Source organism: Achromobacter sp. AONIH1, from assembly GCF_002902905.1.
Classification (GTDB): domain Bacteria; phylum Pseudomonadota; class Gammaproteobacteria; order Burkholderiales; family Burkholderiaceae_B; genus Achromobacter.
In genome coordinates, this window is record NZ_CP026124.1 from 3,567,835 (window position 1) to 3,589,295 (window position 21,461).

At 70.3% G+C, this 21,461-nt stretch carries 26 protein-coding genes; 14 read left to right on the forward strand and 12 right to left on the reverse strand.

Annotated features, from left to right (window positions below):
• Positions 1-6: 6 nt before the first annotated feature.
• From C2U31_RS16375 to C2U31_RS16385, 3 genes are all read left to right on the forward strand, one after another.
• On the forward strand, positions 7-936 hold the full coding sequence (locus tag C2U31_RS16375; RefSeq protein ID WP_103273723.1) for a dihydrodipicolinate synthase family protein: 930 nt from the start codon (positions 7-9) through the stop codon (positions 934-936).
• 168 nt (positions 937-1,104) lie between these two features.
• Positions 1,105-2,028 carry an ABC transporter ATP-binding protein gene (locus C2U31_RS16380; RefSeq protein ID WP_103273724.1) on the forward strand — a complete coding sequence of 308 codons (924 nt, stop codon included), beginning with the start codon at positions 1,105-1,107 and terminating at the stop codon, positions 2,026-2,028.
• A complete protein-coding gene (locus tag C2U31_RS16385; RefSeq protein ID WP_103273725.1) occupies positions 2,025-2,786 on the forward strand; it encodes an ABC transporter permease in 762 nt (253 codons plus the stop codon). The genes C2U31_RS16380 and C2U31_RS16385 overlap by 4 nt, the downstream gene beginning before the upstream one ends.
• 31 nt (positions 2,787-2,817) lie before the next feature.
• Here the strand turns inward: C2U31_RS16385 and C2U31_RS16390 are convergent, their stop codons facing one another.
• Both C2U31_RS16390 and C2U31_RS16395 read right to left on the reverse strand, forming a co-directional pair.
• Entirely contained in the window at positions 2,818-3,522 is a 705-nt protein-coding gene (locus tag C2U31_RS16390; protein WP_199770833.1) for a glutathione S-transferase family protein, read from the reverse strand.
• Positions 3,523-3,619: 97 nt separating this feature from the next.
• Positions 3,620-4,018, reverse strand: coding sequence for a DUF4168 domain-containing protein (locus C2U31_RS16395; RefSeq protein ID WP_103273727.1), 399 nt, complete (start codon positions 4,016-4,018; stop codon positions 3,620-3,622).
• A gap of 294 nt (positions 4,019-4,312) precedes the next feature.
• On the opposite strand from C2U31_RS16395, the gene C2U31_RS16400 reads away from it, so the two are divergent.
• Entirely contained in the window at positions 4,313-4,756 is a 444-nt protein-coding gene (locus C2U31_RS16400; protein WP_103276409.1) for a GNAT family N-acetyltransferase, read from the forward strand.
• A 56-nt stretch (positions 4,757-4,812) separates the two neighbouring features.
• Here the strand turns inward: C2U31_RS16400 and C2U31_RS16405 are convergent, their stop codons facing one another.
• On the reverse strand, positions 4,813-5,628 hold the full coding sequence (locus tag C2U31_RS16405; RefSeq protein WP_103273728.1) for a sulfite exporter TauE/SafE family protein: 816 nt from the start codon (positions 5,626-5,628) through the stop codon (positions 4,813-4,815).
• A 151-nt stretch (positions 5,629-5,779) separates the two neighbouring features.
• Here C2U31_RS16405 and C2U31_RS16410 point away from each other — a divergent pair, with 151 nt between their 5' ends.
• A complete protein-coding gene (locus C2U31_RS16410; RefSeq protein ID WP_103273729.1) occupies positions 5,780-6,559 on the forward strand; it encodes a helix-turn-helix domain-containing protein in 780 nt (259 codons plus the stop codon).
• A 98-nt stretch (positions 6,560-6,657) separates the two neighbouring features.
• On the opposite strand, the gene C2U31_RS16415 is transcribed toward C2U31_RS16410, so the two are convergent.
• Entirely contained in the window at positions 6,658-7,305 is a 648-nt protein-coding gene (locus C2U31_RS16415; protein WP_103273730.1) for a hemolysin III family protein, read from the reverse strand.
• Between the two features lie 308 nt (positions 7,306-7,613).
• Here C2U31_RS16415 and C2U31_RS16420 point away from each other — a divergent pair, with 308 nt between their 5' ends.
• The 3 genes from C2U31_RS16420 to C2U31_RS16430 all read left to right on the forward strand — a co-directional run bounded on the left by C2U31_RS16420 (position 7,614) and on the right by C2U31_RS16430 (position 9,695).
• Positions 7,614-7,802: a hypothetical protein gene (locus C2U31_RS16420; RefSeq protein WP_103273731.1), complete on the forward strand. Its 189-nt coding sequence runs from the start codon at positions 7,614-7,616 to the stop codon at positions 7,800-7,802.
• Between the two features lie 127 nt (positions 7,803-7,929).
• Positions 7,930-9,009: a PHB depolymerase family esterase gene (locus tag C2U31_RS16425; protein ID WP_103273732.1), complete on the forward strand. Its 1,080-nt coding sequence runs from the start codon at positions 7,930-7,932 to the stop codon at positions 9,007-9,009.
• Between the two features lie 161 nt (positions 9,010-9,170).
• Positions 9,171-9,695 (forward strand): DUF1993 family protein, encoded by a 525-nt coding sequence (locus C2U31_RS16430; protein WP_103273733.1) that lies wholly within the window; start codon positions 9,171-9,173, stop codon positions 9,693-9,695.
• Positions 9,696-9,704: 9 nt separating this feature from the next.
• On the opposite strand, the gene C2U31_RS16435 is transcribed toward C2U31_RS16430, so the two are convergent.
• Both C2U31_RS16435 and C2U31_RS16440 read right to left on the reverse strand, forming a co-directional pair.
• The gene (locus C2U31_RS16435) at positions 9,705-10,187 is read right to left on the reverse strand and encodes a VOC family protein (RefSeq protein WP_103273734.1); all 483 of its coding nucleotides are present in this window, start codon (positions 10,185-10,187) and stop codon (positions 9,705-9,707) included.
• A 105-nt stretch (positions 10,188-10,292) separates the two neighbouring features.
• Positions 10,293-10,649 (reverse strand): DUF1428 domain-containing protein, encoded by a 357-nt coding sequence (locus tag C2U31_RS16440; protein WP_103273735.1) that lies wholly within the window; start codon positions 10,647-10,649, stop codon positions 10,293-10,295.
• A gap of 258 nt (positions 10,650-10,907) precedes the next feature.
• Here C2U31_RS16440 and C2U31_RS16445 point away from each other — a divergent pair, with 258 nt between their 5' ends.
• The 5 genes from C2U31_RS16445 to C2U31_RS16460 all read left to right on the forward strand — a co-directional run bounded on the left by C2U31_RS16445 (position 10,908) and on the right by C2U31_RS16460 (position 14,620).
• Positions 10,908-11,870 (forward strand): GlxA family transcriptional regulator, encoded by a 963-nt coding sequence (locus C2U31_RS16445; RefSeq protein WP_103273736.1) that lies wholly within the window; start codon positions 10,908-10,910, stop codon positions 11,868-11,870.
• A 162-nt stretch (positions 11,871-12,032) separates the two neighbouring features.
• The gene (locus tag C2U31_RS16450) at positions 12,033-12,947 is read left to right on the forward strand and encodes a PHB depolymerase family esterase (RefSeq protein ID WP_103273737.1); all 915 of its coding nucleotides are present in this window, start codon (positions 12,033-12,035) and stop codon (positions 12,945-12,947) included.
• A gap of 72 nt (positions 12,948-13,019) precedes the next feature.
• Complete coding sequence (locus C2U31_RS31135) at positions 13,020-13,151, forward strand: hypothetical protein (RefSeq protein ID WP_255414582.1); 132 nt, start codon at positions 13,020-13,022, stop codon at positions 13,149-13,151.
• The gene (locus C2U31_RS16455) at positions 13,148-13,735 is read left to right on the forward strand and encodes a hypothetical protein (RefSeq protein ID WP_199770834.1); all 588 of its coding nucleotides are present in this window, start codon (positions 13,148-13,150) and stop codon (positions 13,733-13,735) included. Before C2U31_RS31135 ends, C2U31_RS16455 begins: the two co-directional genes overlap by 4 nt.
• Before the next feature lie 141 nt (positions 13,736-13,876).
• Entirely contained in the window at positions 13,877-14,620 is a 744-nt protein-coding gene (locus C2U31_RS16460; RefSeq protein ID WP_103273738.1) for a sulfite exporter TauE/SafE family protein, read from the forward strand.
• Positions 14,621-14,651: 31 nt separating this feature from the next.
• Here C2U31_RS16460 and C2U31_RS16465 read toward each other — a convergent pair whose 3' ends face one another.
• From C2U31_RS16465 to C2U31_RS30580, 6 genes are read right to left on the reverse strand one after another with little or no spacing between them, the layout of a single operon-like run.
• The gene (locus C2U31_RS16465) at positions 14,652-16,073 is read right to left on the reverse strand and encodes an MmgE/PrpD family protein (protein ID WP_103273739.1); all 1,422 of its coding nucleotides are present in this window, start codon (positions 16,071-16,073) and stop codon (positions 14,652-14,654) included.
• Positions 16,070-16,981 carry a polysaccharide deacetylase family protein gene (locus C2U31_RS16470; protein ID WP_103273740.1) on the reverse strand — a complete coding sequence of 304 codons (912 nt, stop codon included), beginning with the start codon at positions 16,979-16,981 and terminating at the stop codon, positions 16,070-16,072. The genes C2U31_RS16465 and C2U31_RS16470 overlap by 4 nt, the downstream gene beginning before the upstream one ends.
• Positions 16,982-17,008: 27 nt before the next feature.
• Positions 17,009-17,827: an enoyl-CoA hydratase gene (locus tag C2U31_RS16475; protein ID WP_103273741.1), complete on the reverse strand. Its 819-nt coding sequence runs from the start codon at positions 17,825-17,827 to the stop codon at positions 17,009-17,011.
• Positions 17,824-19,020 carry a CaiB/BaiF CoA-transferase family protein gene (locus tag C2U31_RS16480; protein ID WP_103276411.1) on the reverse strand — a complete coding sequence of 399 codons (1,197 nt, stop codon included), beginning with the start codon at positions 19,018-19,020 and terminating at the stop codon, positions 17,824-17,826. The genes C2U31_RS16475 and C2U31_RS16480 overlap by 4 nt, the downstream gene beginning before the upstream one ends.
• 15 nt (positions 19,021-19,035) lie before the next feature.
• Positions 19,036-20,391, reverse strand: coding sequence for an amidase (locus C2U31_RS16485; protein WP_103273742.1), 1,356 nt, complete (start codon positions 20,389-20,391; stop codon positions 19,036-19,038).
• Positions 20,384-20,548: a hypothetical protein gene (locus C2U31_RS30580; RefSeq protein WP_158658393.1), complete on the reverse strand. Its 165-nt coding sequence runs from the start codon at positions 20,546-20,548 to the stop codon at positions 20,384-20,386. The genes C2U31_RS16485 and C2U31_RS30580 overlap by 8 nt, the downstream gene beginning before the upstream one ends.
• A gap of 128 nt (positions 20,549-20,676) precedes the next feature.
• On the opposite strand from C2U31_RS30580, the gene C2U31_RS16490 reads away from it, so the two are divergent.
• Positions 20,677-21,336 (forward strand): GntR family transcriptional regulator, encoded by a 660-nt coding sequence (locus C2U31_RS16490; RefSeq protein ID WP_103273743.1) that lies wholly within the window; start codon positions 20,677-20,679, stop codon positions 21,334-21,336.
• Positions 21,337-21,461: the final 125 nt, after the last annotated feature.

Here is a 21,461-nt window from a genome sequence, read left to right on the forward strand (position 1 = left end):
GCCGCCATGCCCGGACTTTCCAACCCGCGCTATCGCGGCATCTTCCCCGTCGTTCCCACCACCTTCGGCGAGGACGGCGCGCTGGACCTCGCCAGCCAGCGGCGTTGCGTCGATTTCATGATCGATTCCGGCGTGGACGGGCTGTGCATCCTGGCCAATTTCTCGGAGCAGTTCCTGGTCTCGGACGAGGAGCGGGAGATCCTGACCCGCGCGGTGCTGGAACACGTGGCCGGCCGCGTGCCGGTGATCGTCACCACCACGCACGCCAGCACCCGCGTCTGCGCCGAGCGCAGCCGCCGCGCCCAGGACATGGGCGCGGCCATGGTCATGGTCATGCCGCCGTACCACGGCGCCACCTTCCGCTTCGGCGAGGCGCAGGTGCGCGCCTTCTACCAGGGCGTGTCCGACCGCATCGGCATTCCCATCATGATCCAGGACGCGCCGGCCGCCGGCACGCCGCTGTCGCCCGCCTTCCTGGCCGGCATGGCGCGCGAGATCGAGCAGGTCTCGTACTTCAAGATGGAAACGGCCGGCGCCGCCGGCAAGCTGCGCGAGCTGATCGCGCTGGGCGGCGAGGCGGTCGAGGGCCCCTGGGACGGCGAGGAGGCCATCACGCTGCTGGCCGACCTGGAGGCCGGCGCGACCGGATCCATGACCGGCGGCGGCTATGCCGACGGCATCCGGCCCATCATCGAAGCCCATCGCCGTGGCGATGTCGAGGCCGCCTACGCGCAGTACCAGCGCTGGCTGCCGCTGATCAACCACGAGAACCGCCAGGCCGGCTTCCTGGCCGCCAAGGCGTTGATGAAGGAGGGCGGCGTGATCGCCTGCGACGCCCCGCGCGCGCCCTGGCCGCCGCTGCATCCCGAGACGCGCCGGCAGTTGCTGGCGATCGCGCGCAGGCTGGACCCGCTGGTGCTGCGCTGGGGGCGTTGAACGCAAGCGCCGGGCTGGCGGCGCCGGCCCGATCCGCGGCCGCCCGGCAGGTCCTTGCCGCCCGCCATTGGCCAGCGGCCGCGAACATAGCGTTCCGCTCCCGCTGACAAGGTCGTATCCCACGGCAGGTAAAATCCCCGCTGTTCCAAACCATCCAGCGGGGCGTCCGTGCAGCCGGTCATTTCAGTCCAGGGCTTGTCCAAGCGATATGCATCCGGGTTCCAGGCGCTCAAGGGCGTGGACCTGGAAATCCGGCGCGGAGAGATCTTCGCCCTGCTCGGGCCCAACGGCGCGGGCAAGACCACGCTGATCAGCATCATCTGCGGCATCGTCAACGCCACCGAGGGCCGGGTGCTGGCCGACGGCCACGACATCGTCGCCGACTACCGCAAGGCCCGCGCCAAGATCGGGCTGGTGCCGCAGGAAATCTCCACCGACGCCTTCGAGAGCGTGTGGAACACGGTGTCGTTCAGCCGCGGGCTGTTCGGCAAGCCGGCCAATCCCGCCCTTATCGAGAAGATCCTGCGCGACCTGTCGCTGTGGGACAAGAAGGACAACCGCATCATGGCGCTGTCCGGCGGCATGAAGCGGCGCGTCATGATCGCCAAGGCGCTGTCGCACGAGCCGCAGATCCTGTTCCTGGACGAGCCCACCGCCGGCGTGGACGTGGAGCTGCGGCGCGGCATGTGGGACATGGTGCGGCGGCTGCGCGAGAACGGCGTGACCATCATCCTCACCACGCACTACATCGAGGAAGCCCAGGAAATGGCCGATCGCGTCGGCGTGATCCGCAAGGGCGAGATCATCCTGGTCGAGGAAAAGCACGCGTTGATGGAAAAACTGGGCAAGCGCCGGCTGGCCCTGACGCTGAAGACGCCGCTGGCGGCCGTGCCGCCCGGTCTGGAGGCCTATGCGCTGGAGCTGGCCGAGGACGGCCGCAAGCTGGTCCATACCTACGGCAAGCAGGACGGCGGCGATATCTCGCTGCTGCTACGCGCCCTGGCCGAGCGCGGCGTCGAATTCACCGACCTCAATACCTCCGAAAGCTCGCTCGAGGAGATCTTCGTCAGCCTGGTGCACGCGCAATCATGAACTTCCACGCCATCCTCGCCATCTACAAGTTCGAAATGGCGCGCGCCTGGCGCACGCTGATGCAGAGCGTGGCCTCGCCGGTCATCTCCACCGCGCTGTACTTCGTCGTGTTCGGCTCGGCCATCGGCTCGCATATGGTCGAGATCGACGGCGTCAGCTACGGCGCCTTCATCGTGCCCGGCATGATCATGCTGGCGCTGCTGACGCAGAGCATCGCCAACGCCTCGTTTGGCATCTACATGCCGCGCTTCACCGGCACCATCTATGAAATCCACTCGGCGCCGATCTCCTACGTGGAGATCGTGGCCGGCTACGTGGGGGCGGCCGCCAGCAAGTCCATCCTGCTGGGCCTGATCATGCTGGCCACGGCGCGGCTGTTCGTGTCCTTCGGCGTGGCGCATCCGTTCTGGATGCTGGGCTTCCTGGTGCTGACGGCGGTCACGTTCAGCCTGTTCGGCTTCATCATCGGCATCTGGGCCGACGGCTTCGAGAAGCTGCAGATCATCCCGCTGATGATCATCACGCCGCTGACCTTCCTGGGCGGCACCTTCTATTCCATCAAGATGCTGCCGCCGTTCTGGCAGAGCGTCACGCTGCTGAACCCCGTGGTCTACCTGGTCAGCGGATTCCGCTGGGCGTTCTACGGAGTGGCCGATGTCAGCGTGGGCGTCAGCGCCGGCATGACGCTGGCCTTCCTGGCGCTGTGCCTGGTCTGCGTGCGCTGGATCTTCAAGACCGGGTACCGGCTCAAGACCTGAGCCGGGCGGTGCGGGATCGGGCGGCTTGTGTTCAAGCCTGAGTGGGGGCCGCCTGCGCGGCGCGGGCCAGGCCGCCGTGCGCGTCCAGCAGCCGTTCGCGCCAGGCATGGACGGCGTCGTCCGGCGCCAGCAGTTCCTGCGCGCTGGCGCAGCGCGCCCACATGAACATCCCGAACACCGCGTAGTCAGCATAGGCCGGCGCGTCGCCGGCCAGGTAGGGCTGGCGCGCCAGCGTCAGGCGCAGCGGCTGCAGGGCGGCGCGCAGCGCCTCGATCTGCGCCGCATAGCCGGCCGGCAGCTCCTCCAGCGGGCCGAAGCGCTTTTCGCGCGTGACGCGGAAGTAGTCGCGGTCCTTCTCGTGGATCAGCGCGTGGATGGACGGCAGCAGCAGCCGGGCCAGGATGGGCACCAGCGTGGCGTCGCTCCAGCTGTTGACGAACAGGCTCAGCTTGCGGCCGGCCTCGCCGCCGAACAGCGAGGGGCGGTCGGGAAAGGCGTCTTCCAGGTGGCAGGCGATCCGCCAGGAATCGCTGACCGCCTGGCCGTCGTGCAGCAGCACCGGCACCAGCTTCTGGCCGGAGAACGCGATCTCTTCCTTGTCCGTGAAACGCCACGGCACCGTGGCGGCCGACAGCCCCTTGTGGGCCAGGGCCATGTGGATCTTCCAGCAATGCGGGCTGAACCGCAGCGACGCGTCGGCGCCGGCCAGGTCGTACAGGGTGAGATCGGGATTCAAGGCGATGCGCTCCTTGCGATGGCGGGACGGAAATCCTGACCCCAAGGATAGCGCGTTACGCCGATCCGCCGGCATGGCGGATCGGCGGGACAGCAGGCTAGCGCGTCTTGCCGGACGGATTGAGCTTGGACACGCGCTGCTGCAATTGCGGATCCTGCTGCACGGCGCGGCTGATGCCGTTGAATTCGTCGACGGTCAGGCCGTCGGCGCGCACCAGCTGCACCATTTTCTCGTCGGCTTCCTTGACCAGCTTCTGCTTGGCCTCGTCGGTCTTGGCCGATTCGACCTTGGGCCGATATTCGTCCACGACGCCCGAGACCTTCTGCGACGCCGAGGCAAAGCGTTGCAGCTGCTGGTCGGACGGCTGCGGCACGGCCGGCGCCTGCATCGGCGATGGCGTCTGGCTGGCTGGAGGTTGTTGCTGCGCCAGGACCGGCGCGGCCAGGGCGGCGGACAGCAGGGCTGCGTACAGGAACGTGCTGGGGGATCGCTGCATGGGGACCTCCTTGTGATGCGTAAAGCGTGGCAGGCCAAAGGGGAGCCCCGTCGGGGCATCCCGATGGATACGGGTCCATGATGGCAAAGCACGCCGGCCGGCCTCAAGTTTCCCGATGTGTTTTCCTGTGTCGGCGAGCCACCGCAAGGTCGCGGCGACTCCCAGGGCGCGCCCTGGGACGGCGCCGGAAACGTTTTGCGCGATTTGGTAGGCGCTGCTGGCCGCCATGTTTCCTTGCGTGTGCGGCCGCGCCATAATCTGGGGCCGTCCCTTCCAACCGAGGCCATGCCGTCCATGAGCGCGCTGCGCATTTCCACCGACAAGTCCGAACTCGACGTTGACATGATCCACGCCTTCCTGCGCGACCAGACGCCCTGGGCGCGCGGCATGCCCCGGGACACGCTGGAGCGCGCGCTGGCCGGCTCGCGCTGTTACGGCGCCTACCTGGACGGACGCCAGGTGGCCTTCGCGCGGCTGGTGACGGACGAGGCCACCTTCGCCTATCTGTGCGATGTGTTCGTGCTGCCGGACTGCCGGGGCCGGGGCTATTCGCGCGAGCTGATGCGCCACGTGTTCGACGATCCGGTTGTGGCGGCGTTGCGGCGCATCGTGCTGGTGACGACCAGCGCGCATGGCGTCTACGCGCCGCTGGGCTTCACCGCGCCCGAGCATCCCGAACGCTACATGGAACTGCACCGCCCGGATGTCTATGCGGCGTCGCCGGCCGTTGCCGGCTAGCGAGCCATGCAGGTTTTCGGTCGCCGGAAAGGCAAGGGCGTGGCAGACCGGCGTTCCTAGGCCAGCAGCATGCCCAGCAGCACCAGCGCCAGCAGCACCAGATAGGCGCGGGCGTGCAGGCGGTCGGGGATGCGCGGGATCAGCGGCGCGCCCAGCCGGATGCCCACCAGCGATCCCAGTGACAGTAGGGCGAAGGCAGGCAGGTCCACATAGCCGGCCATCCACGGCGCCAGACCGGCGGGCAGGTCGCGGGCGGCGACGACATAGGCCAGCGTGCCGGCCACGGCCACGGGCAGCGTCAGCGGATTGGCCATGGCCGCGGCCTGCGCCATCGGCAGTCCGCGCCGGCGCAGCAGCGGCACCGTCATCACGCTGCCGCCCACGCCCAGGAAGGCCGCCACCGCGCCGATCGCCAGGCCGCCGCCCGCCGTCGCCGCGCCGCCCAGCGGGCGTGGCTGGCCGCCGCCGTCATGCGCCAGGAAGCCCTGGCGCAGCAAGCAGTCGGCCAGCGTGACGGCCAGGTAGGCGATGAAGGCCAGGCGCACCAGTCCGCCGTCGATCCGCATCGCCGCCAGCGCGCCCAGCGCCGCGCCCACGGCGATGTAGCCGGCCAGCGGCCAGACATAGGCGCGCAGGATGTTGCCGGCCTTCTGATGGCGCCGGGTGGCGGCCGCGGCGTTCACGATCATGACGCAGGTGGACGTGGCCACCGCGATGTGCATGGCGGCCAGCGCGGCCGGATCGTCGGCCGCGTGGCCGGCCCGCAGGGCGGCATACAGCACCGGTACGGCGACGAAGCCGCCGCCGAAGCCGAACAACACGGTGGTGACGCCGCTGAGGACGCCGAACAGGGCCAGGACCAGATACAACATGCCGCGATTCCTGCGAAGAATGATGATGGGATCACGATAGCGGCGTCCGCCCTGGCCGGCTTTCGAAATGAAGACAGTAATATTCGAGTTTCAGCCAACTCCCGAACAGCCTCCGTGGCTGCCCGCTGCGGGCAGACGGGAGGACGCCCGCATGCGCAATACCCATATCGACCTGCATGACGCCCTGGACCGCGCGCTCGTCGCCATCGGCAACGACTATCCGGCCGGACACCTGCTGGACGCGCACGCGCACCGGCGCGCGCAGCTGCTGTACGGCGCCACCGGCGTCATGCTGGTGCTGAGCGAGGATGGCGGCTGGGTGGTGCCGCCGCAGCGCGCCGTCTGGATCCCGGCCGGCGTCACGCACCAGGTGCGGATGCTGGGGGTCAGCACGCGCAGCGCCTACATCGAGCCGGGCGCGGCGCGCGCGGACGCACGGGCCTGCGAAGTGGTGGAGGTGTCGCCGCTGTTGCGCCAGCTGCTGCTGGCGGCCGTGGACATGCCGGCGCAGTACGACAGGGAAGGGCGCGACGGCGCGCTGGCCCGACTGCTGCTGCACGAGGTGGACCGCGCGCCGGCGCTGCCGCTGCACATCCCGCTGCCGCGCGACGCGCGGCTGGGGGCGTTGTGCCAGGCCTTCATGGCGGCGCCGGACATCCGCTCGCGGCCGCAGGACTGGGCCGGGCGGCTGCACATGAGCCCGCGCAGCTTCAGCCGCCATTTCCGCGAGCACACCGGCATGTCCTACGCCCAATGGCGTCAGCGCGCCTGCGTGGTGCTGGCGCTGGCGCGGCTGGCGGCGGGCGATCCCGTCACCGTCATCGCGCTGGATTTCGGCTACCAGGGCCCGGCCGCGTTCTCAACGATGTTCAGGCGCGTGCTGGGCGCGGCGCCCTCCGCCTACCTGCGCACCGACTCGGACCCTCCATAGCACGCAGGAGGTGCTGCTTCAGCGGGATGCCGCGGAGCCGGCTTTGCCGGTCCGCAGGCATGCCCCTGGGGGGGCGCGTCAGCGCTTCGGGGGGGATGTCAACCCTTGGCGTACCAGAGGACGGCGAAGAAGTGGCAGGCGGTGCCGGCCAGCACGAACAGATGCCAGACGAAATGCGCGTAGCGCCAGCGCGAATCGAACACGAAGAACACCACGCCGCCGGTGTAGGCCAGGCCGCCGGCCACCAGCCACCACAGCCCGCCCTCGGGCACGCGCTCGATCAGCGGGTTGACGGCGATCAGCACCAGCCAGCCCATGGCCAGGTACAGCCCGGTGGAAATGGCGGGGCGGTTCAGCCGCTTGCTGGCCTTCAGTCCCACGCCCAGCAGGGCCAGGCCCCAGACCAGGCCGAACAGCGTCCAGCCCCAGGGCCCGCGCAGCGCGCCCAGCGCGAAGGGGGTGTAGGTGCCGGCGATCAGCAGGTAGATGGCCGAGTGGTCCAGCACGTTGAACAGGCGCTTGGCGCGGTTCAGCGGCAGGGCGTGGTAGATGGTGGACGCCAGGTACAGCAGCACCATGGTCGCGGCGAAGATGGCGGCGCCGGCGATGAAGGCCGCGTCGCCCTGGCGCGTGGCGGCGACGATCAGGATGGGGGCGGCGGCCACCGCGCAGGCGGCGCCCAGGCCGTGGCTGACGGCGTTGGCGATTTCTTCGCCCAGGGTCTGGGGGCGGTCGTTGGGGAACATGCGGTGGAGCGTCCGTGGCGGAGTGTGGGGAATCGGGGCTCCCACCTTAGGCGTTTTGCGGCGGCGGCTCAAGCGCCGCCTCCTGTAACGGCGAGGCGTGTTCCATCGGCTTGATTTTCGGCAAGCGGGGCCGTCGGTTACGTTTCGGATATGGGTTCCATGCGGTTACTGTGTGATACATTTGATCCGCACAAATAATCGGCCCGGACAGGCGACTGGCGCCGCTGCTGGCCGATTTTTCCGTTTCCGGCGGCGGCGCGCTCGGCGCCCGCTCAATCAAACGCTATCGCATGTTCCGGGGGGCACCTATGATTCCTGTCATCGGCATTATGGTTGGGGCTTACATCGTCACGCGCATGACCGCGATGCTGACCCGGCCGGACACCAACAAGATCGTCAAGGCGCTCTCCATCGTCACCATCGCGATCGCCTTGCTGTCCTGTCTGGAGCTGTTCACCAGCGGCGCCGCGATGTCGGCCCGGGCGGGCCGTTACTGAGCACACGCAGCAAATCCGGCATCCGTCGCCCGGCGGATGAGGCAGTCGGCGGGCCGTGCAGCTGCGGCCAGGTGGTATCGGGACGTCGTCTTGGGGCAAGCAAGGTTCAACTGGCCGAGGCCTGACAATGGCGCGCAGTTTTTCCACTCTGTTTTTCAAGGCCGCGAAAAAGCTCGGCAGGATCCAGCGCGCGGCCTTGAACCTGGCCGTGCCCGGCGCCTCCGGCAAGCGCGCCGCCGCGTCGCGCCGGGCGGCGGCCAGGCGCAGCGCCAATGCCTCGCGCGACGGCGCCTCGCCCTCGCTGGGCCTGGGCCGCTGGGAGGCCTCGCGCCAGTTCACCGACGGCCTGGGCCGGCGTCTCGCCTTCGCCCGCTACATTCCGCCCGGCGTGCCGCGCCAGGGCATGCCGCTGGTGGTCATGCTGCACGGCTGCCGCCAGACCGCGCTGTCGTTCGCGCAGGGTTCGCGCATGAACCAGTGGGCCGACGCGGCCGGTTTCATGGTGCTGTACCCGCAGCAGTCCATGGCCCGGCAGGTGCAGCGCTGCTGGCGCTGGTTCCAGCCCGACGCGCTGCACGGCGGCGGCGAGGCCGACCTGATCGCCGCGCTGGTCCGCTCGGAAGTGGGGCGTCATGGCCTGGATCCGACGCGCGTGTACATCGCCGGCCTGTCGGCGGGCGCCGGCATGGCGGCTCTTGTGGCGCTGCGGCATCCGCAACTGGTGGCGGCGCTGGCCATGCATTCCGGCCCGGTGACGGGCGACGCGCACAGCGCCGCCGCGGGCCTGCAAACCATGCGCCGGGGCGCGCTCAAGCCCCTGCGTCCGCTGCTGGAAAGCGTGGCCAATCCGGCCGCGCTGCGCCTGGGCATGCCGGCCATCATCCTGCAGGGCCAGCTCGATCCCGCCGTGGCGCCGCGCAACGCGCGCCAGCTGTTCGACCAGTTCCGCCTGCTCAATGGCCTGCACCCCCAGGATGTTCCGGTCGAGCGCGTACTGGGGCTGGGCACGGACAAATCCTATCGCCGGGTCGACATGCTGAAGGACCGCCGCGCCGTGGTGCGGCTGTGCGAGATCACGCATGTCGAGCATGCCTGGAGCGGCGGCGATCCGGCCGTGAGATACCACAGCAGGGGCGGGCCGGACGCATCGGCGCTGATCTGGCGCTTCTTCCAGGCACAGCGGCGCGGCACGCCGCCGGCCCTGTAGCCGCGACCGGCGCAAGCGGCTATTGTTCGCGGATCGGGAATGGTGATGTCCAGGCCGGGCGCGGGCCAGGTTGGCGTGGGCGACGGTAAGATCGCGGCATTCCCGAGGCCCCGCCGCCGTCGCGGCGGGCGGTCGCAAGCACACCGTTGGAACGTCCCATCATGTCCCTTTCTCTCTACCAGGCTTCGGTGCCTGTATTCGTCCGCGGCCTGAATGTGCTGGCCGCGCTGCTGGAAAAAGCCGAGTCGCATGCCCGCGAAGCCGGCATCGATCCCGCCGAACTCGTCAACGCCCGGCTGGCGCCGGACATGTATCCTTTGTCTGGCCAGATCCAGCGCGCCAGCGACGCGTCCAAGTTCGCCGCGCAGCGTCTGTCGCGGATCGAGGCGCCGAAGTTTCCCGACGATGAAACCACGCTGGCGCAGCTGCGCCAGCGCGTGGCCGACACCATCGCCTATCTGCAGGGCCTGGCGCCGCAGGCCTTCGACGGCGCCGAAAGCCGCAAGGTCACGCTGTCGTTCGGCGACTTCAAGCCCGAGTTCCAGGGCGACGCCTATCTGCTGAGCTTCGCGCTGCCGAACTTCTACTTCCACGTCGCCACCGCCTACGGCATCCTGCGCAACCAGGGCGTGAAGATCGGCAAGCTGGATTTTCTCGGACCGTATCCGGGCTTGAACCCGGCCTGAGCGCGGCCGCTACTTCGGGCCGCCGCAGCCGCCCATCTTTTCCATGTTCTGGCGGATTTCCTCCGGCGTCAGGTCGAGCTTGTGCGTGGCCATGGACCAGCGGTGGCCGAACGGATCCACCAGCTGGCCGTAACGGTCGCCCCAGAACATGTCGGCCACCGGCATGGTGACCTGGGCGCCGGCGTCCACGGCCTGCTTCATGGCCGCGTCCACATCCTTGACATACAGGTGCAGGTAGACCGGCGAGCCCTTGAGCGCCTTGGGCCCCAGACTGCCCCATTGCGGGAAGTCGTCGCACAGCATGATGGTGGAGTCGCCGATGCGCAGCATGGCGTGCATCAGCTTGCCGTCGGCGCCGGGCAGGCGCGCCAGCTCCTCGGCGTTGAAGGCCTTCTTGTAGAAGGCGATGGCGTCGGATGCGCCTTCGCAGACCAGGTGCGGGGTCAGCGTGTGCATGCCGGGGGGAATTGCGTGGGTGGCGGGGGTGGGCATGGGTTTGCTCCAGGGACAAGGGCGCCGGCCGGGATCTCCGGACGGGCAGGGTGTTTGGCCGGAAAGGCCGGTGACGCAGGCCCCGTTCGGGCCGGCGGGTGTCGGTCAGCTTCCGATCATGGACGTGAAGCCGCCCCAGCACATGCGCTTGGGATCGAAGATGCCTCCGCATTCCATGTTGGCCAGACGCGGATCGCTCATGGCCAGCGCGTTGATGCGGTCGCGCTCGGCCTTGCTGGCGAACAGGATCCAGGCGAACACCACGGTTTCGTCGGGACCCGCGCCGGCGGCCTTGGTGAAGGAGGCGAAGGCTTCGTTGTCCAGTTCGTCGCCGCGGCATTCGCGGTAGTCCAGCGCGCCGTGTTCCAGCCATACGGTGCGCGCCAGTCCGGCCATTTTCTTGTACGCCTGCAGCTCGGCCGTTGCCACGCTCAGCAGGTAACCGTCTATGTACTTTTCCATCGATGACTCCATTGCAGGGTGTTGTTCTACGCGGCGCGCCGCCCGCGCGCCGCTGATTCCGCCGTCCGGACATCGAGCCGGTGAGAAACACTTTATCGGGATCCGCGCGCGCTTCCGATAGGCGATTGCGACAATCTTGCGGGTGGATTGCGACAGGCTTCCGGCGTATTCTTTGCCGGGTAAAAACGGGTGTGCCGGATACCGCGCGGCGCGCAGCGGACGCCGCGCGCCGCCGCCAGAAAACAGGACGATTCCGCCATGAAAAATGTCGCTTTCCTGCTGCCCACGGGCGCGAACATCGCTTCCCTGGAGACCGCCAGGCAGGGCTTCCTGGTGGCCAACGAATACCTGGCGGCGCAAGGACGTCCGCCCGGATTCAGCGTGCGCACGCTGGCCGTCACGCGCGAGGTCCGGCTCGATGACGGCCGCATCACGGTCCAGGCCGATGCCGTGCTGGACGAGGCCGGCGCTGTTGACATCTGCATTGCGCCGCCCCTGCTGGGTTCGGTGTCGGACGTGGTGCTGAACAACCGCGCGCTGATCGAATGGCTGGCGCGCCACCACCGGGGCGGCGGCGAGGTCGCCAGCCTGTGCATGGGCGCGGCGCTGCTGGCGGCGGGCGGCCTGCTCGACGGGCAGGAGGCAGTGGTGCACTGGGCCGCGCAAGGCATGTACGCGCAGCTGTTTCCCGAGGTGCAGTGGGTCAGCGACCGCGTGGTCATGGCCGGCGAGGGCATCTACACCAGCGGCGGGGCTTTTTCGGCCGCGCACCTGGTGCTGCACCTGATCGAGCGCTACGCCGACCGCGACACCGCCATCTGGTGCGCCAAGTATTTCCAGCTGGACTGGAGCCGGCAGAGCCAGCTGCCCTTCGCCGTGTTCATGGGGCAGAAGGCGCATGCCGACCAGGCGGTGCGCGCGGTGCAGGAATACATCGAGGGCCGCTATACCGAGAAGATCACGGTCGAGGCGCTGGCCGACCGCCACGCGATGGGGCGGCGCACGCTGGAGCGGCGCTTCCGCCAGGCCACCGGCAACAGCATCGTCGAGTACGTGCAGCGGGTGCGCGTCGAGGCGGCCAAGAAGCGGCTGGAAAACTCGCGCAAGAGCGTGTCCGAGGTCATGTACGAGGTCGGCTACAACGACACCAAGGCGTTCCGCGACATCTTCAGCAAGTACTGCGGCATGTCGCCGGTGGGCTACCGGGAACGCTACCAGTAGCGTCGCCGCGCAGGCGGCGGCCGGCCTACACAAGGCATACATAATCCGCACAGTTTTTCACATTGCGGCGGGTCGGGCTTTCTACAATTTCCGCGCTACCCGCGGGTTGCGCGCGTCCGCCTGCAGGCGGATCGCGTCCGCGTCGAACTCTCGGAGAACCGCTTGGATCCCTTCCTTGTATCGGCCCACGGCCGGCCGGCGCCGGTGGCGCGCGCCGGCATGCGCGTGCGCGCGCGCCTGGCCGGCGCGTCGTTGTGCGCGGTCCTGGCATGCGCCGGCGGCGGCGCGGCGGCCGCGGCCGGCAAGGTGCTTGAATCGCAGCAGCGCTACGCGCCCACGGCCGCGCAGCTGGCGCTGGTGGAGCAATATCGCGGCGCGCCGCTGGAGGACTTTTCCGAAGCGGTGTTCGATGCGGGCAAGACCGACATGCCGTACCGGCTGCTGGCGCCGGCCCGGCCGGTGGCTGGCGAGCGCTACCCGCTGGTGGTGTTCTTTCACAGCTCCGGCGGCATCGGCGACGACAACCTCAAGCCCATGACGGCCTTCACGCGCCTGTGGGCCGCGCCCGATGTGCGACGCAGCTTTCCGGCCTATGTGGTGGTGCCGCAGACGCGCGACCGCAGCGCCAACTACATCAATGACACGCATGGCCTGCGCGTTTCCCAGCCGGGGGCGCCGCTGGCCGACGTGCTGGCGCTGGTGGATGAGCTGATGCGCCGCCATCCGATCGACCCGGCCCGCGTCTATGCGCTGGGCTTTTCGATGGGCGCGTCCGCCGCGATGGACGCCGCCGTGGCCCGGCCCGGCCTGTTCGCCGCGATGGTCGCGCTGTCGGGCGTGCCGCCCGAGCGCAGCCTGGCGCGTTCCGTGGCGCATGTGCCGACCTTGCTGATCCACGGCGACTACGATCAGGAGAATGCCTATGTCGGCGCCCAGGTCTGGGCCGAGGAACTGGCCGCCGCCGGCGGTCGGCCCCGGTTCATCACCTATGTCGGCATGGACCATCGCGTGCCGCCGCAGCTGTTCACCGACGGCGCCTGGCGCCAATGGCTGTTCGAGCAGCGCAAGCCGCGCTAGCGCGCCGTTGTGGACCCGCCCGGCCATGGGACAATACGGCATTCTCTTCGGCCCCGGTGATCCACGATTCCCATGTCCAAGCCACTCATGTCGTTGCTGGTCGGTTTTTCTTCTCCCATGCATGGCGAGGGCAATGGTCCGGCCGTGCCTCGGCCGGACGTCGCGTCCGCCGGCGGCGCGCCCGGCCGGGCGGCGCAGGCATGAGCGGCTACGCACCCATCCGCGACCAATTCCTTCGTTTCGGCGACCTGCGCCCGCAAGGCGCGGGCGAGTGGCGCGGCCCGTTTCCGCTGCCGCCGGCGCTGGCCGAGTTCTACGCCGAAGTCGGGCCGCTGGGCCCCGTGGTCTATGAGCATGTCGGCCCGGTGGGCGTGACCATTCCCGGCACGGCCCTGGGTTTCGTGCCGCTGGCCAAGCTGTGGGTCCGGCAGGCCGGTTATCGCTGGGACGGCAACAGCGGCGAGCGTCTTACGGACTGGCCCGAGGACTGGCTGGTCATCGCCGACCAGCACGCCGATCCGCTGATCCTGGAAATGTCCACCGGCCGCGTCCTGTACGCGCTGCATGGCGCGGGCCGCTGGGATGCGCAATGGCTGGCGCCCGACCTGCGCACGCTGGCCGCCGTGCTGGCGGCCGTGGGCGGTGTCCATGAAGACGCCGGCGACGATCTGTGCGACGACGAGGGCGAGCTGCGCCCCAGGCACCGCGAGGCCGCCGTCCGCGCCGCCGCCGCCGTGCTGGGCGGCGACGAGGCCGCCCGCGCTTTCTTCGATCTGCTGGAATGGTGAGCCCGGCCGCCATCAGCTTGAGGCTATGGCGGCATCAGCAGTCCGAATGGCGCGGCCGCGCCGTCTCTCTAGAATAGCGATCCAGGCGCGCAGGACACGGCGGACGCAAGCCGGCGCGGCGCGCCACGGGGAGAAGGACTCATGGATGGCTGGTGGCTGGTCGCGCTGGGCGCGGCCGTGGCGGGATTCGTGCAGGGTTTGTCGGGCTTCGCGTTCGGCATGGTGTCGATGTCGTTCTGGGCCTGGGCGCTGGATCCGCGCCTGGCGGCCGCGCTGGCCGTGTTCGGCTCGCTGACCGGCCAGCTGCTGGCGGTGTTCTCGGTGCGGCGCGGTTTCGACTGGAAAATGCTGTGGCCCTTCGTGGCCGGCGGGCTGGCCGGCGTGCCGCTGGGCGTGCAGCTGCTGCCCATGCTGGACATGACCTGGTTCAAGGCGGTGCTGGGCGCCATCCTGGCGATCTGGTGTCCGACCATGCTGTTCGCCGCGCGCCTGCCGCGCATCAAGGGCAGCCGGGTCGGCGACTGCGCGGCCGGACTGGTGGGCGGCGTGATGGGCGGCATCGGCGGCTTCACCGGCGTGGTGCCCACGCTCTGGTGCACGCTGTGCGGCTTCGACAAGCACGCGCAGCGCGCCGTCATCCAGAACTTCAATCTGTCGATGCTGGCGGTGACCATGCTGACCTATCTGGGCACGGGCATGATCACGCGCGACATGCTGCCGATGTTCGCGGTGGTCGCGCCCGCCATGCTGGTGCCCACGCTGCTGGGCACGCGCCTGTACATGGGGATCTCGGAGCTGGCGTTCCGCCGCATCGTGCTGGGCCTGCTGACCTGTTCGGGCGTGACCCTGCTGATTTCGGCCGTGCCGCAGTTGCTGGCGCGCTAGCGCGGGGCCATTGCGGCCCCGCGCGGCATCGCTAGTCGGCGGTCGACAGCAGCGCGACGATCTCGCGCAGCTCGGCCGCATCCTCCAGGCGGCGCAGGCGGCGGATCAGCGCCTCGGCCCGGTCCGGCGGCACGGGAGGTTGGGCCGAGGCGCAGCAGGCGCGGAACTTGGCGTCCTGCGCGGCTTCGTCCAGCGGCAGCGCCGGGCTGCCCGGAAACTCGGGCATGTCCAGCGCTAGGCAGCGGCCGTCCCGCAGATGCAGTTCCACGCGCTGCGGGCACATGGCGTTGGGATCGGGATTGCCGTCGTCCAGCACCTCGATGCGGGCGGCCAGCTCCAGCCGGCGCGGATCGGCCAGTGCGTCCGGATCGAAATCCGGGATGCCCACCTGGCCATGCAGGATGGCCGTGGCGACGGTGTAGCCCATGCACAGTCGGGCGGTGGCCGAGTCCATGCCGGGCCGGGCGGGCCGGCCGACCAGGCGCACGATCAGCGACGACGCGTACACCTTCATGCCGGCGATGTCCCCGGGCCGCAGCGCGTGTTCGCGCATCAGCCGCAGCGCGGCGCCGATGCCGCTGTGCGTGGCGCGTCCGGTGGGGTAGGGCTTGTGGCTCATGCGCGCGATCTGGAAGACGCGGCCGACGTCGCCGGCGACTTCGTCCCAGCGCGCCTGGCCGGCGTCGTAGAGCGCGAAATAGCCGAACGGCCCCTCCAGGATGTCGCGCGGGCCGGGAAAACCGGCGCGCGCCAGCTCGAAGGCCGTGACCGCGGCGCGCGCGTTCAGACCGACCTGCAGGCCGACGGCGGGCGAGCCTTCGATGTGCGCCTGCATGGTGCCGGACAGATGGCTGTAGGCCAGGCCGAGGGCGTCGCGCGTGGCGGCCTCGTCCAGGCCGGCGAGCTTGCACAGGGTGGCGGTGGCGCCCAGCCCGCCGCACATGGCTGGCCGGAAGAAGCGCATCGGCGCGCGCTGTGCCAGCGCCACGTGGATGGCGAAGTCCAGCCCTGCGGCCACGGCGGTGATCAGGCGCCTGCCGTCCACGCCGCCCTCGCGCTCGGCATAGCCCAGCGCGGCGGGCGCGATGCAGGCGAAGGCGTGCACCACGGCGCGGTCATGGATCGCGTCGAATTCCTGGTTGAAGACCTGGTAGGCGTTGAGCATGACCGCGCTGGCCAGCGGCAGCCGTTCGCCGCTGGCCCAGACCGTGGCCTCGGCGCCCTGGCCCAGCGCGGCGGCGGCGTGCTTGAGCGCCGCCATGCGCGGGTGGCGCGAGCCCGACAGCCCGACGCCGATGGCGTCCAGCAGGAAGGTCCGGGCGGCGGCGACAGCCTCGGCCGGCAGGTCCTCGTAGCGCAGGCGCTGCAGGTGCGCGACCAGCGCGTCGATGGCGCTGGCGGCTGGCTGGGACGGCTCCGCGTCGCGCGCGGCGGTGGTCTGCGCGCCGCTCATGCCTGGTCTCCCGGCGCGCCGCGCAGCGGCGGCGAGTACTGGCCGGCATACCACGCGTACAGTTCGGCGCCGGTGACGAAGCGGGTCATGGAATGGCGCTGGAGCCGGTCCAGCATGGCCTCGAAATCGGGGTAGCGATGCGGCACGCCCATCAGGTGCGGATGCAGTCCCAGCGTCAGCACGCGCGGCATGCCGGACGCGGCGGCCTCGCGCGCGTAGACGTTGAGCGTGTGATCCAGCCGGCGGCCGAACTCGCCGGTGGCGTGCTTTTCCACGGCATGGATCACCGAATCGTTCAGCTCCAGCGCATAGGGCAGGGCCAGCAGCGGGCGCGGGGCGGCGCGCATCCAGTTGGGCAGGTCGTCCAGGCACCAGTCGAACACATAGTCCACGCCAGCCTGCGCCAGCAGGTCGGGCGTTTCGCTGGTTTCACGCAGGCCGGGCGAGAGCCAGCCGCGCGGGCGCGCGCCGCTGAAGCGCTCGATCCGGTCCAGCGCGGCGGCGATGGCCTCGGCCTGCCCGACGCCGCCGTCCTGCGACAGCGCGCGCTGGTGGATGCCGTGGCCGATGAATTCCCAGCCGGCCTGCAGCAGCGCGTCGGCGGCCGCCGGATAGGCGTCGATGACCGAGGCGTTCAGGCTGGCCGAGGCCGGCAGGCCTCGGCCAGCGATGGCGTCGATCATGCGGGGCAGGCCGCAGCGCAGGCCGTATTCGGCCCAGCTGAAATTGGGCACGTCGGGCACGTTGCCGATGCCGTGCGGCGGGGTGAGGATGGTGCGCGGCATGGGCTGGTCGAACGGCCAGTGTTCCACGTTGACGACCAGGTGGACCAGGATGGGGCGTCCGTCCAGGCCGGCCAGCGGCGGGCGCTGGCGCGGCATCAGGAAGGGAATGCGGGGATTGTTCATGATGTCTGTCGGCAAGTCCGGACGGCGTCAGCGGCCGGTGAAAACGGGGTCGCGCCTTTCGGCGAAGGCGCGGCGGCCCTCGGCGTAGTCGGCGCTGTCGAAGCATTGGCGCACCAGCGCGGCGATGGTCTCCAGTTCGGCGGCGGAGGGTTCGCGCATGGATGCCAGTATCGCCGCTTTCGCCGCCCGCAAGGACAGGGGCGCGTTGGCGGCGATGCGTTGCAGGCGGGCCTGGGAGAGCCGCTCGAAATCGTCCAGCGCGAAACGCTCGTGCAGCAGTCCGCCGGCCTGCGCCTGTTCGGCGTCCAGGGTGCGGGCGGTGTAGAACAGCTCGAAGGCCGCGGCCATGCCGGTCACCGCCACCACGCGGCGCATGTCGGCATAGCCATAGCCCAGGCCCAGGCGCGCGGCGGGCATGCGAAAGCGCGCGCTGGCGCTGGCATAGCGCAGGTCGCAGGCCAGCGCCAGGCCGATGCCGCCGCCCATGCAGGCGCCCTGGATCAGCGCCACCGTGGGCGCCGGAAAGCGCGCCAGCGCGTCCTGTGCCTCGGCCACGGCCTGGTTGTAGACGGCGGCCGCCTCGGCGCTGTCGCGGGCCTGGTCGAATTCGCTGATGTCGGCGCCCGACACAAAGGCCTGCGAGCCCGCGCCGGTCAGGGCCAGCACCCGCAGGTCCGGCGCTTCGCGCAACCGCGCCAGGCTGGCCGCCAGCTGCCGCCACATGGCCAGCGTCATGGCGTTGCGGCGAGCCGGGTTGCTGATCGTCAGCGTGGCGATGCCGTCACGCAGCGCTTCCTGGATGTGGCCGGCGGGCTGGCCGCCGGCCGGCGAGGACGCGCCGTTCATACCACGCCCTCCGCGCGCAGGCGCGCGATGCCGGCGGCGTCGTAGCCCGCTTCGGCCAGCATCTCGTCGGTGTGCTCGCCCCAGCCCGGCGCGGGCCGGGCGATGGCGGCGGGCGTGCGCGTCAGCGTGACGGGCTGCGAGATCAGGCGGTAGGCCTGGCCATCGTCGCCGGTCACCGACTGTGCCACGCCCAGGTGCCGCACCTGCTCGTCCTCGAATACCTGGGGAATGGTGTAGACCGGGCCGGCCGGCACGCCGGCGCGGTTCAGCAGCTCGACCCAGTGGGCCACGCTGGCTTCCCGGAAGCGCCGCGCCAGCGCCTCGTTGAGCGGGGCGCGGTTGGCCACGCGCAGCTTCTCGGTGGCGTAGCGCGGGTCTTGCAGCCACTGCGGCGCGTTCAGGCAGTCGCACAGGCGCTTCCAGTTGCCCTCGCCGGAGGCGCCCAGGTTGAAGGCGCCGTCGCTGGCCTCGAACAGGCCCATGGGGCTGCTGGTGGGATGGTCGTTGCCGGCCTGTGCGGGCGTATCGCCTTCGTTCAGGTAGCGCGCCGCCTGGAAGTCCATCAGCGCGATCTGGGTATGCAGCAGCGAGCTGTGCACCCACTGGCCCTCGCCCGAGCGCTCGCGCTCCAGCAAGGCCAGCAGGATACCGACCGCCGCGTAGATGCCGGTGCCGCAGTCGGCCACGGCCAGGCCCGCGCGCAGCGGCCCGCCGCCGGCATGGCCGGTGACCGACATCAGCCCGCCCATGCCCTGGATGATCTGGTCAAAGCCGGGCCGGCCCGCATAAGGGCCGGCCTGGCCGAAGCCGGAGATGCTGGCCAGGATGATGCGCGGGTTGATGGCGCGCAGGTCCTCATAAGCCAGGCCCAGTCGCGCCTTGACGTCCGGGCGCCAGTTCTCGACCACCACGTCGGCGGTGGCGACCAGGCTGCGCAGCACGGCCAGGCCTTCAGGCTTCTTCAGGTTCAGCGTCAGCGAACGCTTGTTGCGGTTCAGGTTCTGGAAGTCGCCGCCGTGGCGGTCGGCGGCGAACATGGCTTCGTTGGGATCGACGCCGGCGGGCGGTTCGATGCGGATGACGTCGGCGCCGAAGTCCGCCAGGATGCGCACGCAGGTCGGGCCGGCGCGCACGCGCGACAGGTCGAGGACGCGAAAGCGCGACAGGGCGGGGGAGGCGGTGATCTTGGACATGGTGGTTCCCATGGGTCAGCGTTGCAGAAACGTGGAGTGAGGCAGGGCGAACTGGCGGGCGAAGGCCAGCATTCGCGCCTCGCTGCCCGGCGCGCCGATCAGCTGCGCGCTGACGGGGCGACCGCGGCCGTCCAGGCCCACTGGCAGCACCAGCGCCGGCAGGCCCAGGAAATTGACGTAGGCGTGATGGCGATGCAGCGCGGCCAGCGCGCGCGGGTCGAAGGCGGGGCTGGAGGTCGTGACCGCGTCGCGGTCCGGCACGCCTTGCGGGAAGCAGGGCGCCAGCAGCAGGTCGGCGTCGCCCAGGCTGCCGGCCAGGAAGGCCGCGCGCAGCGGCGCCGCCTGCGCCAGCGCGTGGCGATACCAGACGGCCGGCATGGCCCAGCCCGGCAGCGCGATGGCGCGGGTCGACGGGGCCAGCGTGTCCAGGTCGCCGCGCACGGCCGCCGCCAGCGCCAGCGCGGCCTCGGCGTGCAGCACGATCTGCGCCAGCCGGTTCAGGCGGTCCAGGTCGGGCAGCGCGGCCGGCTTCAGCCTGGCGGCGCCGCGCAGGCGCTGCTCGAAGCCGGTCAGCGCGGCGGCGACCGTGGGATCTTCCCCCTGCGCATGCAGCGCATTGGCGATGCGCCAATCTCGCGGGCGCGCCAGCTCGCGCTCCAGCGCGTCCAGCCGCAGGGGCAACCCGGGATCTTCGTCGCCGGCGGGCAGGGCGGCCGCGAAGACGCTGGCGGCGTCCAGTGCGTCGCGGGCGATCACGCCCACCGTGTCCAGCGTCGGCGCGAGCGGGGCCACGCCTTGCGCGGACAAGCGTCCCGGCGTGGGCTTCAGGCCGATCAGGCCGCAGGTCGCGGCCGGCATGCGGACCGAGCCGGCGGTGTCCGTGCCCAGCGAGGCCGGGCACAGGCCGGCCGCCACCGCGACCGCCGAGCCGCTGGAAGAGCCGCCGACCGCCGCCGCGCTGTCCAGCGGGTTCATCAGGGCTGGCGCGTGCGGGTTCTCCGCCGTGGCGCCGCAGGCATGTTCGGCCATGGCCAGCGCGCCCAGGTTCAGCGCGCCATGCCCGGCCAGTCGCCGCAGCACCGCCGCGGCGGGACGGGGCGTGCCCGTCGCTCGCGGGCCGCCCAGGCGGGGCGCGTGCCGGCCGGTGTCGAAGGCGTCCTTGTGCGCCAGCGGCACGCCGGCCAGCAGCCCGTCCGCGTCGGCGGGGGCCGATGCGGGGGCGAACAGCTGGACCACGCAGCCCAGCGGCGCGGCGCGGCGCGTGAAGCCGGCGGCCAGGGCGGCGACGTGGGCGTCGCGCAGCGGCGGCGCGGCGCGTCGATAGGCCGCGCGCGCGCCGGCCACGGAGAGGAAGGCAGAGGCGTCAATCATGGCCGTCCTCGCGCGGCGCGATCTCGGCGGCCACGGCCGACAGGCGCATCAGCGTGCGGGCGACGGCCCGTTGCGCGTCCGGCGGCACGGCCAGTCCGTGGCTCAGGAAGGCCAGCTCGACCCAGGACTGCCAGTCTTCCTTGCGTTTCTCGTCCATGACGGGTGTCTCCTGCTACGCTTAGGTCTTAAAATAAGATTCCAGTGTCATAAATATATTTATAGAAGTCAAGAAAATAATATGACGAACCGTGCACGCCTGAACCTTTCGATTCCGGGAGCGCCGCGATGAAGGCCGCCGAACGCATACGCCTGTCCATCGAGGAATCCATCCGCGACGGCAGCCTGCTGCCGGGCGACGCCGTGGACGAGCAGCAGCTGATGCAGACCTACGAGGTGTCGCGCACGCCGGTGCGCGAGGCCTTGCTGCAATTGCAGGCGCAAGGGCTGCTCAACAGCCTGCCGCGCGGCGGCATGGTGGTGGCCAAGATGGACGTGGCGCAGCTGCTGGCGATGTGGGAACTGCTGGCCGAGCTGGAGGGCATCGGCGCGCGGCTGGCCTGCGAACGCATGACGCCGGCCGAGCGCGAGGAACTGGCCGCCATCCACGAACGCGCCGGCGCGGTGGCGCGGCGCGAGGACGCGGAAGCCTGGCAGGACCACAACCGGCGCTTCCACGACGCGCTCTACCAGGGCGCGCGCAATCCCTATCTGCGCCAGGAGATCCTGCGCATGCGCTCGCGCACCGGCGCCTACCGCCGCCACGCCTATTCGGCCTTCGGCCACCTGGCTTCCTCGTGGGCGCAGCACGGCGAACTGGTCGCCGCGATCCAGGCCCAGGACGCGGGCCGCGCCGCCACGCTGATGACGCGGCACATGAGTCCCGGCCAGGGTTCGATCAGCTTCGCGTCCTTCATCGCGGCGCTGCCCAAGGATCTGCTGGCCTGAAGCCGGAGGGTCGAGGGAACGGACCGGCGGCGGATTCGGCCCGCCGCGGGTCCGACTGCGGGTAAGTCCTGATTACTGCATTTTTGCGATGCTTCAAAATATATTTATAAGAAATTTAAAAATCT